The 12651-nt window shown below is 70.9% G+C and carries 12 protein-coding genes; all 12 read right to left on the reverse strand.

What is annotated here, in order from left to right; genetic code table 11:
* Positions 1 to 6 precede the first annotated feature (6 nt).
* Complete coding sequence (locus tag DW297_RS16120) at positions 7 to 996, reverse strand: NAD-dependent epimerase/dehydratase family protein (protein ID WP_136034268.1); 990 nt, start codon at positions 994 to 996, stop codon at positions 7 to 9.
* An 81-nt stretch (positions 997 to 1077) separates the two neighbouring features.
* Positions 1078 to 3582: a phenylalanine--tRNA ligase subunit beta gene (gene pheT / locus DW297_RS16125; RefSeq protein ID WP_136034271.1), complete on the reverse strand. Its 2505-nt coding sequence runs from the start codon at positions 3580 to 3582 to the stop codon at positions 1078 to 1080.
* Positions 3582 to 4622 carry a phenylalanine--tRNA ligase subunit alpha gene (gene pheS, locus DW297_RS16130; RefSeq protein ID WP_136034273.1) on the reverse strand — a complete coding sequence of 347 codons (1041 nt, stop codon included), beginning with the start codon at positions 4620 to 4622 and terminating at the stop codon, positions 3582 to 3584. The genes pheT and pheS overlap by 1 nt, the downstream gene beginning before the upstream one ends.
* A 49-nt stretch (positions 4623 to 4671) precedes the next feature.
* Positions 4672 to 5598, reverse strand: coding sequence for an amino acid ABC transporter permease (locus DW297_RS16135; RefSeq protein WP_136034275.1), 927 nt, complete (start codon positions 5596 to 5598; stop codon positions 4672 to 4674).
* Positions 5595 to 6242, reverse strand: coding sequence for an amino acid ABC transporter permease (locus DW297_RS16140; protein WP_136034277.1), 648 nt, complete (start codon positions 6240 to 6242; stop codon positions 5595 to 5597). The genes DW297_RS16135 and DW297_RS16140 overlap by 4 nt, the downstream gene beginning before the upstream one ends.
* A gap of 81 nt (positions 6243 to 6323) precedes the next feature.
* Positions 6324 to 7238 carry a glutamate ABC transporter substrate-binding protein gene (locus DW297_RS16145; protein WP_136034279.1) on the reverse strand — a complete coding sequence of 305 codons (915 nt, stop codon included), beginning with the start codon at positions 7236 to 7238 and terminating at the stop codon, positions 6324 to 6326.
* 42 nt (positions 7239 to 7280) lie between these two features.
* A complete protein-coding gene (locus tag DW297_RS16150) occupies positions 7281 to 8027 on the reverse strand; it encodes an amino acid ABC transporter ATP-binding protein (RefSeq protein WP_136034321.1) in 747 nt (248 codons plus the stop codon).
* Positions 8028 to 8300: 273 nt separating this feature from the next.
* Positions 8301 to 9260 carry a TAXI family TRAP transporter solute-binding subunit gene (locus tag DW297_RS16155; protein WP_240744658.1) on the reverse strand — a complete coding sequence of 320 codons (960 nt, stop codon included), beginning with the start codon at positions 9258 to 9260 and terminating at the stop codon, positions 8301 to 8303.
* On the reverse strand, positions 9257 to 10633 hold the full coding sequence (locus DW297_RS16160) for a sensor histidine kinase (RefSeq protein WP_168442888.1): 1377 nt from the start codon (positions 10631 to 10633) through the stop codon (positions 9257 to 9259). The genes DW297_RS16155 and DW297_RS16160 overlap by 4 nt, the downstream gene beginning before the upstream one ends.
* A 3-nt stretch (positions 10634 to 10636) precedes the next feature.
* On the reverse strand, positions 10637 to 11308 hold the full coding sequence (locus DW297_RS16165) for a response regulator transcription factor (protein ID WP_136034281.1): 672 nt from the start codon (positions 11306 to 11308) through the stop codon (positions 10637 to 10639).
* A gap of 30 nt (positions 11309 to 11338) precedes the next feature.
* Complete coding sequence (locus DW297_RS16170) at positions 11339 to 12151, reverse strand: TrmH family RNA methyltransferase (protein ID WP_136034283.1); 813 nt, start codon at positions 12149 to 12151, stop codon at positions 11339 to 11341.
* Between the two features lie 84 nt (positions 12152 to 12235).
* The gene (gene rplT / locus DW297_RS16175; RefSeq protein WP_017202428.1) at positions 12236 to 12622 is read right to left on the reverse strand and encodes a 50S ribosomal protein L20; all 387 of its coding nucleotides are present in this window, start codon (positions 12620 to 12622) and stop codon (positions 12236 to 12238) included.
* Positions 12623 to 12651: the final 29 nt, after the last annotated feature.

The raw sequence follows: 12651 nt of genomic DNA on the forward strand, positions 1-12651 counted from the left end.
CGCAGTCTAGCGAGCCCCGGCGGGTCCCTCCGTGACGGCCGCGAGGATCCGCAGCTCCTCGGCGCGGGTCAGCCCCGCCCTCCGCTCCCGGTCGACGCCGCGTGCGCGCTCGTCGTCGATCACGCGCGCGATCGTGTCGGCCAGCGGACGCAGCGCCCCACCGCGCGCCCGATAGGCGGCGTTCGACCGCGTCATGAATCCGGTCATCTCCTCGGGCAACCAGAGCGGGAGCGAATGCGGGCCCATCCAGTACTCCACGCCCTGGGCCACCAGCCGATCCGCGTCGGCGATCACCGTCGCCCCCTCGTGACCAGCGGCACGACGCACGGCGGCCAGCACCTCCCCGAGCGGACGCGCATCGCCGATCGCATTCACGGGAGAACCGGGAGACGCCGTCACGAGGAACGCCGCCAGATCGTCCACATCGATCACCTGCGCGGTCTTCCCGTCGAGGGGCGGCAGGAGCACCGGACCGTCGGCCGCGCGGAGAAAGGCGGCGGCCCAGTAGCCGAAGCGATCGCTGGGGTCTCCGTCGCCCACGATCAGCCCGGGACGCGCGACGAGCGCGCGTGCGCCGAGGGCCGCGACGGCGTCTTCCGCCGCGACCTTCTGGGCCGCGTAGTCGTCCTCCCCCTGGCCGTCACGCGCCGGCGCGTGACGCGGCGCGGACTCGTCGGCGCCCGCGGTCATGTCATCGGCGTACACCGACATCGACGACACGTACGTCCACTGCGCCGCACGATCGCCCAGCGCCGCGACGGCCCCCGCGACGTGCGCCGCCCGTGAGGAGACGTCGACGACGTGATCCCACTCGCGGCGGGCGACCTTCGCATAGGCGTCCGCTGCGTCCCGGTCGGCGACGATCAGCGCCGCCCCGTCGGGAGCGGCACGCCCCCCGCGCGCGAGGCAGGTCACGTCCGCGCCCGCCTCCAGCCAGCCGTGGGCGATCCGCCCCGAGAGCCAGCCCGTCCCGCCCAGGATCAGCACATCCGTCATGTGCCCATGCCAGCAGCATCCGGGGAAACGCGGAAGGCCTTCCGCTCAGGGCAGAGCCGAAGGTTTTCGCGACGGGGTCGATCAGTCGCGCAGTGCGGCGCCGAATCGCTCCGCCGCGACCGCGACACCCGCCAGCTTGGCGTCGGTCGCCTCCGCAGCGGTGAGCGTTCGGTCGTCGGCGCGGAAACGCAGCGCGAACGTCAGGCTCTTGGCTCCCTCGGACACGCCCTCACCGCGGTAGTCGTCGACCAGTCGCACCGACTCCAGCAGCGCGCCCGCCCCCTCGGCGAGCGCCGCCCGCACCTCGCCCGCCGGCACATCGGCGGCCACGGTCAGCGACACGTCCTGCGTGGCCGCGGGGAACGTCGACAGCGAGGCCGCCACGATCCGCGTCCCCGCGAGCGTGAGGATGCGGTCGAGGTCGAGCTCGAGCACGGTGGCGCGACCGGGCAGGTCGGCGTCCTCCGCCACCGAGGGGTGCAGCTCCCCGACGTAGCCGACCTCCTCGCCGGCCGCGACGAGCGCCCCGGTGCGGCCGGGATGCAGCGCGGCGCGCTGCGCCTGTCGCACGTCGATGTCGATTCCCGCGGCGGCGGCGATCACGCGCACGGCGTCGAGCGCCTCGACCAGCCCCGACGCCTCGGCGGGACGACCCGGCTGACGCGGCGACACGTTGCCGGTGAGGAGCACTGCGATGTGGCGCTCCTGGGGTGGGATGGACGCGTCGAGCGCGGCGAGCGTCTCGTCGGAGGGGCGCACGCCGAGCGGCGGCACCTCGTCGGTTCCGTACTCGACGCCCGGCTCCGGCAGGAACACGAGGCCCGTCTCGAAGAGGGTCAGGTCGGTCATGCCGCGGGCGATGTTGCGGTGCGCGGTCTGCAGCAGCCCCGGGATCAGCGAGCGGCGCAGGTACGGGGCCTGCCCGTCGAGCGGGTTCGCCAGGCGGATGCTCGGCAGGTGCTCCCCCGACGCGGAACCGTGCAGGTCGTTCTGCGCCTCGGTCGTGAACGGGAACGCCGGCGTCTCGACGAAGCCCGCCGCCGCGAGTGCGTTCGCCACGCGGCGACGACCCTGCTGGTGGGCGGTGAGGCCGCGACCGGACGGCGGCGTCGGCAAGACCGCGGGGATGCGGTCGAGCCCGTGGATGCGGGCGACCTCCTCCGCGAGGGTCCACTTGTCGGTGAGGTCGGGTCGCCAGGTGGGCGGGATCACGGTCCAGCCGGCTTCCGCCTCCGTCACCTCGGCGCCGATCGTCGTGAGGGCGCCCGTGATCTCGTCGTCGGTGTAGTCCACGCCGATGAGCCCCTGCACGAAGCCGGCCGGCAGCGCGATGTCCCCCACGAACACCTCGGCGAACAGCGCGCCACCCTCGTCGGTGAGCGTCCCGCCGGCGAGCTCGACCATGAGGTCGGCCGCCCGACGCGCCGCCACGAAGGGGATCAGCGGGTCGACACCCCGCTCGAAGCGCTTGGAGGCCTCGCTCGGCAGCTTGTGGCGTCGGGCCGTCCTGGCGATGGTCGTGGGGTCGAACGTCGCCGCCTCGATCAGCACGTTGCGCGTGGTGTCGCTCATCTCGGTCGTGCCGCCACCCATGACACCGGCGAGGCCGATGGGTCCGGACTCGTCCGTGATGAGCAGGTCCTCCTCGTGCAGCGCACGCTCCACGCCGTCGAGCGTGGTCATCTTCTCGCCCGGCGTCGCGCGACGCACCGTGATGCCGCCCGCGAGCTTGTCCAGGTCGTAGCCGTGCAGCGGCTGCCCGAGCTCGAGCATCACATAGTTCGTGATGTCGATCAGCACGCCCAGCGACCGCATGCCGGCGAGGCTCAGCCGGGCGATCATCCACGGCGGCGTCGGGCGCGACGGGTCCACGTCCCGCACGACGCGCGTGACGAACTCGCTCGCACCGACGTTGCCGCGCACCGGGGCCCGGTCGTCGACGACGGTCGTGTGACCGGAGCCGGGCTGCAGCTCGGCGAAGTCGCGCTCCGCGGGGTCGCGGAAGGTCGCGCCCGTGGCGTGGGCGTACTCGCGGGCGACACCGCGGACCGAGAAGGCGTAGCCGCGATCGGGGGTCACGTTGATCTCCACCGCGACGTCGTCGAGGCCGAGCAGCGCGATGGCGTCGGTGCCCACCGGGGCATCGATGCCGAGGTCGGACAGCACGACGATGCCGTTGTGCTCGTCGCCGAGGCCGAGCTCGCGCGCGGAGGCGATCATCCCGTCGGACACGTGCCCGTAGGTCTTGCGCGCGGCGATCGGGAACGGGCCGGGAAGCACCGCACCGGGAAGGGTCACGACGACCTTGTCCCCGGCGACGAAGTTGTGCGCCCCGCAGACGATCCCGCGGACGCCGCCGTGCTCCTCACCGACGTCCACCTGGCACCAGTTGATGGTCTTGCCGTTGGACTGGGGCTCCGGTTCGAGCGACACGACCTGCCCGACCACCACGGGACCCGTGATGGCGAAGCGGTGCACGTCCTCCTCTTCGAAGCCGACCGTCACCAGCGCCGCGAGGACATCCTCGGGCGTGGTCTCCGGAGCCAGATCGACGTACTCACGCAGCCACGAAAGCGGGACGCGCATCACACCACCATCCCGTACTGCTCGCTGAAACGGACATCGCCCTCGGCCATGTCGCGCATGTCCTGCACATCGCTGCGGAACATGAGTCCCCGCTCGATGCCCATGCCGAACGCGAAGCCGCTGTAGACCTCTGGATCGATCCCTGCCGCGCGCAGCACGTTCGGGTTGACCATGCCGCAGCCGCCCCACTCGATCCAGCGCGCGCCGCCCTTGAAGGTCGGGTGCCACAGGTCGAGCTCAGCGGACGGCTCCGTGAAGGGGAAGTAGTTGGTGCGGAAGCGCATCTTCGCCTCCGGCCCGAAGAGCTGACGCGCGAAGTGGTCGAGCGTGCCCTTCAGGTGCGCCATCGTGATGCCCTTGTCGATCACGAGCCCCTCGAACTGCGTGAACACCGGCAGGTGCGTGGCGTCGAACTCGTCGGTGCGGTACACCCGCCCGGGGCACAGCACGTAGATCGGCACCTCGCGGTCGAGCATCGAGCGCACCTGCACCGGGCTGGTGTGCGTGCGCATCACCAGGTGACGCGAGGTCGGGTCGACGTAGAACGTGTCCTGCTCCTGGCGGGCGGGGTGATCGACGTCGAAGTTCAGCGCGTCGAAGTTGAACCACTCGTGCTCGAGCTCCGGCCCCTCCGCGATCTCCCATCCCATGCCGACGAAGATGTCCTCGACCTGGTCCTGGAGCAGCGTGAGCGGGTGGCGGGCACCGACGCGCGTGCGCGAGGGGACCGCGGTGATGTCGACCCGCTCGGCTTCGAGCCGTGCGGCGACCTCGGCGGCGGCCAGCTCGGCCTCCTTCGCCGCGAGCGCCTGGGTCACGCGCCCCCGCCCCTGGCCCACGAGCTTGCCGAACGCGGCCTTGTTCTCGGGGGCGACCTGGCGCATCGAGGCGTTCAGGACCGCGAGCGGCGATCCCTCGGCGACGTGCGCGGCTCGGGCGGCTTTCAGCTCGGCGGTGTCGGCGGCCGCATCGATCGCCGCGAGGGCGTCGGCGACGGCGGCTTCGACCGCGTCGGGGGTGATTTCCGGAGACTCTGACACGGGAGTCGAGTCTACCGGCGCGGGACGAGCGTCCCGCGCCGGCCGCGACTCAGAGACCCGGACCTCCGGCGTTGTCGGCGTCGAACTTCCCCGCACCCTTCTGGAGCACGATGAGCGAGGTGTTGGTCTCGCCGCCGTGCTGCCGCGGATCGGGCTCGGCCGGTCCCGCCTTCGGCGAGCGCTTCGCCCGACGCTGCAGCCGGTAGGCGATGTAGGAGAGCAGGAGACAGACCGCGACGTACATCGAGCCGCCGACGATCGCCGCCGGGATCAGCGGCGAGCCGTAGGGCGCCTGGTTGCCGATCTGGTTGATGACGTACAGCAGCTCCTGATACGTGATGATGAAGCCGAGCGCGGTGTCCTTCAGCGCCACCACGAGCTGCGCGATGATCACGGGCATCATGGCCCGCACGGCCTGCGGGAGCAGGATGAGCGACATGACCCCCGTCTTGCGCAGACCGATCGCGTAACCGGCCTCCTGCTGTCCGCGCGGCAGCGACTCGATCCCGGCGCGCAGGACCTCGGCGAGAACGGAGCCGTTGTAGACGATCAGCGCGATGACCACGGCCCAGTAGGGCGGCATCTTGACGCCGAGCACGGGAAGACCGTAGTAGAGCAGCATCATCAGGATCAGGACGGGCACGGCCCGCAGGATCTCGATGATCCACCGCACGGGCTCACGCACCCAGGCGTGCTCGGAGAGCCGGCCGATGCCGAGGACGAAACCGAGCACGAGGGAGCCGACCCCCGCGACCGCGAAGGCGGCCAGGGTGCTCAGCAGTCCCTCGCCGAAGCGCACCCAGACCGCGGAGTAGGTGAAGATGTTCCACTTCTCGGGGGCGAACTGGCCGGTGGCGTACAACCGCCAGACCACCCAGCCGAGGACGGCCAGCACCACCAGCACCGTGACGGCGCCGATGAGACGGTTGCGGGCGACCGCGCGGGGCCCGGGGACGTCGAACAGGACGGAACTCATCGCGCGATCCTCCACTTGTTCTCGAGCACGCGCTGCACCCAGCTGAGCAGCAGCACGAGCACGACGAAGATGACCATGACCCACAGCAGCACGACCAGCGCGTTCTCGCCGCGCTCGCTTAGTGCCGCCCGGATGGTGCCGAGGTTGACCACCGAGAACCCGGCGGCCACCGTGGTGTTCTTCATGAGGGCGATCAGCACGCTCATGAGCGGCGGGACCACGGACCGCGTCGCCTGCGGGAGCACGACGTAGCGCATGACCTGGCCGAAGTTCAGTCCGATCGCCCGCGCGGCCTCCGCCTGCCCGACCGGGACCGTGTTGATGCCGGCGCGGATGGCCTCCGCGACATAGGTGGCGGTATAGAGGCCCAGCGCGATCACGGCGAGGAGCAGGGCGTTGACCCGCTCCCCCAGCAGGATCGGGAGGCAGAATGCGAAGAAGAACATCACCAGCGTGAGCGGGGTGTTGCGGATCCAGTTCACGTACACGCCACCGACGGCGCGCGCGATCGGAACCGGCGACACCCTGGCCGCGCCCACGATGAGGCCGAGCACCACGGCGATGAGGCCACCGCCGAGGAACAGCGCGATGGTCCCCCACAGCGCTTCACCCCAGAGATCGAGGTGGTCTGAGATCACTCCCACTGCTGTGCCTTTCGGTTCGTTTCTACGTCAGATGAGGCGACGGAAGCGGGGCGGGCGACCGTGCCGCCCGCCCCGCGGTGATCAACCGACCGGGTCGACCTCGGGCTGCTCCGCCTTCACACCGGAGGCACCGAGGTTGTTGTCGAAGATCTGCTGCCAGATGTCGCCACCGTCGGTCAGCTGCGTGTTGAAGTACTCGACCAGCGCGTCGTCGCCCTTGGCCACGCCGATGCCGTAGCGCTCCTCGCTGAAGGGCTCGCCGACGACCTTCAGGTTGTCGGGGTCCTGGGCGGCGTAGCCGATGAGGATGGCCTCGTCGGTCGTGACCGCGTCGACCTGACCGTTCTTCAGGTCCTCGACGCACTTGGAGTACGTGTCGTACTCCTTGGTCGGGACATCGGGGTAGTTCGTCTTGATGTTCTGGATCGGGGTCGAGCCGGTCGCCGAGCACACCGTGGTGGACGAGCTCAGGTCGTCCACGCTCTCGATGTCGCTGTCGGCGCCGACGAGGAGGCCCTGACCGGTGACGAAGTACGGGCCGGCGAAGGAGATCTGCTCCTTGCGCTTGTCGGTGATCGAGTAGGTGCCGACGTAGTAGTCGATGTCGCCGTTGACGATGGCCTGCTCGCGGTTCGCGGAGGCGATCGCCTGGAACTCGATCTTCTCCGGGTCCACGCCGAGCGATGCGGCCATCCAGCGCGCGATGTCGACGTCGAAGCCGGTGCGGTCGCCGGTCACGGGGTCGAGGTAGCCGAGACCGGGCTGGTCCTCCTTGACGCCGACCTTGACGGTCCCCGACTCCGAGATCCGGTCGAAGGTCGGGCTGCCGTCGATGCTGACGTCCTCCAGCACCGTCCACGGCGTGGCGCTCGAGGTGTCCTCGTCGCCGTCCTCGGGTGCTCCGGTGCTGGACGGGGTGCCGCTGTTGCAGGCGGTCAGGGCGAGCAGCGCCGCCGCCGCGATCCCGATGCCTGCCAGTGTCCGTGTGCGTCGCATGTGCGTCTCCTTCGTGTGCTGTGGGTGCAGGGTCTGGTGGGGTCAGTGGGTGAGGAGCTTCGAGAGGAAGTCCTTGGCGCGGTCGCTCTTCGGGTTGGTGAAGAACTCCTCCGGCTTCGCCTCCTCGACGATCCGGCCGTCGGCCATGAACACGACACGGTCGGCGGCCTTGCGCGCGAAGCCCATCTCGTGCGTGACGACGATCATCGTCATGCCGTCCTGGGCGAGCTCGACCATGACGTCGAGGACCTCGTTGATCATCTCCGGGTCGAGCGCACTGGTGGGCTCGTCGAACAGCATGACCTTGGGCTGCATCGCCAGGGCCCGCGCGATCGCGACGCGCTGCTGCTGACCGCCGGAGAGCTGCGCGGGGAGCTTGTTCGCCTGCTGCGCGACGCCCACGCGCTTCAGCAGCGTCATCGCCTCGGCCTCGGCCTCCGACTTCTTGAGGCCGCGGACCTTGATCGGCCCGAGCGTCACGTTCTCCAGGATCGTGAGGTGGGCGAAGAGGTTGAACGACTGGAACACCATGCCGACGTCGGCGCGCAGGTGCGCGAGCGCCTTGCCCTCGGCGGGGAGCTCCTTGCCGTCGATGCGGATCGAGCCGCTCGTGATCGTCTCCAGGCGGTTGATCGTGCGACACAGCGTCGACTTGCCCGACCCGGACGGGCCGATCACGACGACGACCTCGCCGGTGTTCACGGTCAGGTCGATGTCGCTGAGCGCCTGGAACTCGCCGTAGTGCTTCTGGACGTTCTCCACGACGACGAGAGGGGTTTCAGAGGTCATCATTTCTCCAAACTAGCCACGCGTTGCGCGCGGTTCCAGGCACCACGGTGAGGTTTACACGTTCGTAATCACCTGATCGCGGCGACAATGCGGCAGTGCAGGGTCGCCCCACGGCCCGCCCCCTCGGGCCGTGGGATCGCCCTGCTGCCACGCTCCCAGCGACAGCAGGCAGCAGGTGTCCGATCGTGTGCGATCGACCTCACCCTGGCAGAGCTGCTCGGGTGCCGTCCGACTTCTTGAGGATTTCTTGAGCAGCCGGACGGCCGCCATGGATCAGCCCCGCAGGTCGCGGTAGTACTCCTGCGCGCCGGGGTGCAACGGCACCGGACCCGTGAAGATGGCCGACCTCCGGTCGAGCAGCGCCGCCGCCGGCACCTGTTGCGCGAGAGCCGTCCTGGCATCGAACAGCGTCGCCAGCACATCGCGCACCACCCCCGCGGGCGTCGAGCCCGCCGTGACCAGGTAGTTCGGCACGGCGAGGGTGGTGACCGCGGCAGCGAGGCCGTACGTCCCCGCCGGCACGTCGGCAGGCCTGTACGCGTGCGAGTAGCGGTCGTTGACCTCGTTCACCCACTCCTGCTCGATCGGCAGCAGGCGCACGTCCGCGGTCCGTGCCAGCTGCGCGATCCCCGGGGTCGGCAGCCCGCCCACCCAGAAGAACCCGTCGAGCTCGCCCTCCGCCATGGCTGCGATCGACGCACCGAGGTCGAGCTGGGGGTCGCGGATCGACGCCGCGTCCACCCCCGCCGCGTCCAGCACGCGCCCCGCGATCACGTTGACCCCCGAGTTCTCCGCCCCGAGCGACACCGTCATCCCGGCGAGATCGGCGAGGTCGTGCACCGGGGAGTCACCGCGCACGACCACCTGCAGATACTCGTCGTACAGCCGTGCGACCGCCGTCACGTCCTGCGGCTCGGCGAAAGCTCCCGTCCCGGCCACCGCGTCGGCAGCGGCGTCGCCCTGCGCGAACCCCAGCAGCGCCTCCCCGGCGCTCACCCGCAGCAGGTTGTCGACCGATCCGGCCGTCTGCTCCGCCACCAGGTCGACCATCCTGGCGCTCGACACCGCGTCGGCCACTGCGGTGCCGTAGGCGAAGTACACACCCGTCGAGCCGCCGCTCGCGATCGTGTACTCCTCGTCGCCCCACTCGCCCGACCGGGTCGCACACGCCCCGAGCGTCAGCGCCAGGCACGTCACGAGCAGTCCGGCGACCAGGCGCCCCACCCGGCTCACGCGGCGCTCTCCGCGGGGAGCACCAGCGCGACCAGCAGCCCGCCGCCGTCGGCCGAGCTCACCCGCAGCTCTCCGCCGACCGTCGTCAGCAGGTCCGTCGCGATCGCCAGCCCCAGGCCCGTGCCCGGCTGGTCGCCGCTGTCGGCGCTGCGCCAGAACCGATCCTTCGCCGCCTCCGCGTCCTCCCGGCTGAGCCCCGCCCCGTGGTCGCGCACCGTGAGATGGCACCCGTCGGCGTGGCGCCGCGCCCCGATCTCGATCGTGCCTCCGGCGGGCGAGTACTTGACGGCGTTGTCGATCGCCGCGTCCAGGGCGGCCTCCACGATCGTGCGGTCCGTGATCGTCATCACCGAGTCCTCGCCGGTGCGGTGCAGCGTCATACCCCGATGCTCGGCCACGTCGCGCCAGGCCTCCAGCCGCCGCGACGCCACGGCCGCCAGGTCGACGGCCGACAGCGTGGAGTCCGTGCGCCCGCCGCGGGCCAGCCCGAGCAGCGTCTCCAGGATGCGGCTCATCCGCCGGCCCTCCTCACGCGTCTCCTCCACGTCGGCGTCCCACTCCGCTCCGAGCCCCGTCGCGAGGTGCTCGACCCGCAGCAGCAGCGCGTTCAGCGGGTTGCGCAGCTCATGCGAGGCGTTCAACGCGAACTCCTGCTGCCGCGTCATCACCCGTTCGATCTCGTCGGCCATGCCGTTGAACACCCGCGTCATGCGCCGCAGCTCCGGGGGTCCGGTGTCCTCTGCGACCCTGGCATCCATCTCGCCGCGCTCGATCGCCACCATCGCCTCGTCCAGCCGTCGCACCGGCGAGAGCACCCACCGCGCGAGCCCGGCCACGAGAAGCACGCCGAGCCCGCTCAGCACCACCACGACGGCGCCCAGGAGCAGCGTCTGCTGCAGGATCGCGGCGCGAGGACGGTCGACGTCGCCGGCCACCAGCACCGCGCCGATCACGTCACCGTCGTCGAACACCGGCTCCACGAGCGCCGCATCCGGCACGGCCCACGGCGGCGCGGGCGCGGGCTGCTCGGCACGACGGCCGGAGAGCGCCAGCCGCACGCGCTCCGCATCCGCCTCCGACAGCACCGCGTCGCCGTGCGCGCCCGCGGCCCACGCGGCCCCGGCGAGGTCGAACACGGTCACCTCGATGCCGTACACCTCCTGGAAGCGCCGTACCTCCGCGTCGACCACCGCGGGGCTGCCCGAGCGCAGCGCCTGTCGTGCGCTGGTGACGAAATAGCCGAGGTCGCCCAGCTGCTCGGTGTAGAACGCCTGCTGGACACTGCGCGACGCGCTCCACGCCGCCACTCCCCCGAGCGACACCAGGACCGCGACCAGCGGCACCAGGAACATGACGATCAGGCGACGGCGCACGACTCAGGACTCCGCGAGCCGGTAGCCGACACCGCGCACCGTCTCGATGAAGCCGCGGTCGCCGGTCTTGCGTCGGATCGCCGCCACGTGCACCTCGAGCGAGTGCCCGAAGCCGCGCCAGTCCGTGTTCCACACCTCCCGGATCAGCCGCTCCTTCGGTACCGCCACCCCGGGGTAGCGGGCGAGCACACCCACGATGTCGAACTCCTTGCGGGTCAGGCCCACCACGGCGCCGTCGACCCGCACCTCGCGCGCCACCAGGTCGATGTGCACGCTCCCGTCGTGCAACAGCACCCGGGTGTCCGCCTCGGTGCGCAACGGGCGGGAGCGTCGCGTCACGGCCTCGATGCGCGCCAGCAGCTCGTGCACGTCGTACGGCTTCACGACGAAGTCGTCCGCGCCCGCCCGCAGCCCCTTGATGCGCTCGGCCACCTGGTTGCGGGCGGTCACGATCACGATCGGCACGTCGGAGCGCCCACGGATGCGACGGCACAGGTCGATGCCGTCCACGTCGGGCAGCCCGAGGTCCAGCAGCACGACCTCGGTGTCGGCGTCCACGAGGGTGAGCGCCTGCGCACCGTCGGACGCCCGCACGGTCGCGTACCCGGAGCGCGCCAGGAACGCCTCCAGTGCCGCCGCGACCCGCTCGTCGTCCTCGACGATCAGTACCCTCATCGCCCCCGCTTCCCCGCTCTTCCCGCCCGCTCAGCCCGTCGGCGCCGCGCGCTGCGCGAACGCGCTCTCGTACAGGCACACGCTCGCTGCCGTGGCGAGGTTGAGCGACTCCGCACGACCGAAGATCGGCAGCCGCAGGACGCGGTCGGCGAGCTCCAGCGCTTCGTCCTCCAGGCCGCGCGCCTCGTTGCCGAACAGCCAGGCGGTGGGCTCGGCAAGCACGCCGTCCGCGCGGGCCCCCAGCAGGTCGTCGCCCTTCACATCTGCCGCGAGGATGCGCAGACCGGCGGCGTGCGCGCGGTCGACGACATCGGGCAGCTCGGCGCCGACCGACACCGGCAGGTGGAAGAGCGAGCCCGTCGTCGCGCGCACGACCTTCGGGTTGTAGGGGTCGACCGTGCGTCCCGTCAGCACCACGGCGTCCGCTCCTGCGGCATCCGCGGCGCGGATGATGGTGCCCAGGTTGCCCGGGTCGCGCACCTCCTCGCAGATCGCGACCAGCCGGGGCGACGCGTCGAAGATGTCGCGCACCGAGGTCGGGGTCTGCCGCACGACAGCGACGAGGCCCTGCGGGGTGACGGTATCGGCCATCGCGTGCAACACGTCCTCGGTGACGTATTCGACCCGCACGTCGGCGTCGGCCGCCTTCGCCCGGATGTCCTGATGCCGCTCCCAGCCGCCGGGTGTCGCGAACAGCTCGACGATCGCCTCGGGGCGGTAGGTCAGCGCCTCGCGGACCGACTGCGGTCCTTCCAGCAGGAACAGCCCGGTCTCGGTGCGCGCGCTGCGCTTGGTCAGCTTGGCGACGGCACGGACTCGGGGGGAACGAGGGTTCTCCAGCACGATCTCAGTCTAGGGCGACGACGACGCCCGGAAACGCGGAACGGGCGCCTTCCCGCAGGAAGACGCCCGTTCGGAGCGAGATGCTTACGCAGCCGACTTCGGCGCGTTGACGTCGGAGGGCAGAGCCTTCTTCGCCGTCTCGACCAGCGTGGTGAACGTGGCCGCGTCGTTGACCGCGAGGTCGGCGAGCATGCGACGGTCGACCGTGACGCCCGCGAGGCCGAGGCCCTGGATGAAGCGGTTGTACGTCATGCCGTTCTGACGCGCGGCGGCGTTGATGCGCTGGATCCAGAGGCGACGGAAGTCACCCTTGCGCTTGCGACGGTCCCGGTACGAGTAGACCAGGGAGTGGATGACCTGCTCCTTGGCCTTCCGGTAGAGGCGCGAACGCTGACCGCGGTAGCCGGAGGCGCGCTCGAGGATGACCCGACGCTTCTTGTGGGCGTTGACTGCCCGCTTGACTCTTGCCATTTTCCTGTGTTCCTATCGTGCGTTCGGCG

This window comes from Microbacterium sp. PF5 (assembly GCF_004794315.1).
GTDB lineage: Bacteria > Actinomycetota > Actinomycetes > Actinomycetales > Microbacteriaceae > Microbacterium > Microbacterium sufflavum.

What these genes read in the sequence shown, in the direction of transcription:
- rplT (WP_017202428.1), bottom strand. Translation starts at nt 12,622, where the DNA reads ATGGCAAGAGTCAAGCGGGCAGTCAACGCCCACAAGAAGCGTCGGGTC.
- pheT (WP_136034271.1), bottom strand. Translation starts at nt 3,582, where the DNA reads ATGCGCGTCCCGCTTTCGTGGCTGCGTGAGTACGTCGATCTGGCTCCG.
- DW297_RS16150 (WP_136034321.1), bottom strand. Translation starts at nt 8,027, where the DNA reads ATGACCTCTGAAACCCCTCTCGTCGTCGTGGAGAACGTCCAGAAGCAC.
- DW297_RS16120 (WP_136034268.1), bottom strand. Translation starts at nt 996, where the DNA reads ATGACGGATGTGCTGATCCTGGGCGGGACGGGCTGGCTCTCGGGGCGG.
- DW297_RS16145 (WP_136034279.1), bottom strand. Translation starts at nt 7,238, where the DNA reads ATGCGACGCACACGGACACTGGCAGGCATCGGGATCGCGGCGGCGGCG.
- DW297_RS16135 (WP_136034275.1), bottom strand. Translation starts at nt 5,598, where the DNA reads ATGAGTTCCGTCCTGTTCGACGTCCCCGGGCCCCGCGCGGTCGCCCGC.
- DW297_RS16165 (WP_136034281.1), bottom strand. Translation starts at nt 11,308, where the DNA reads ATGAGGGTACTGATCGTCGAGGACGACGAGCGGGTCGCGGCGGCACTG.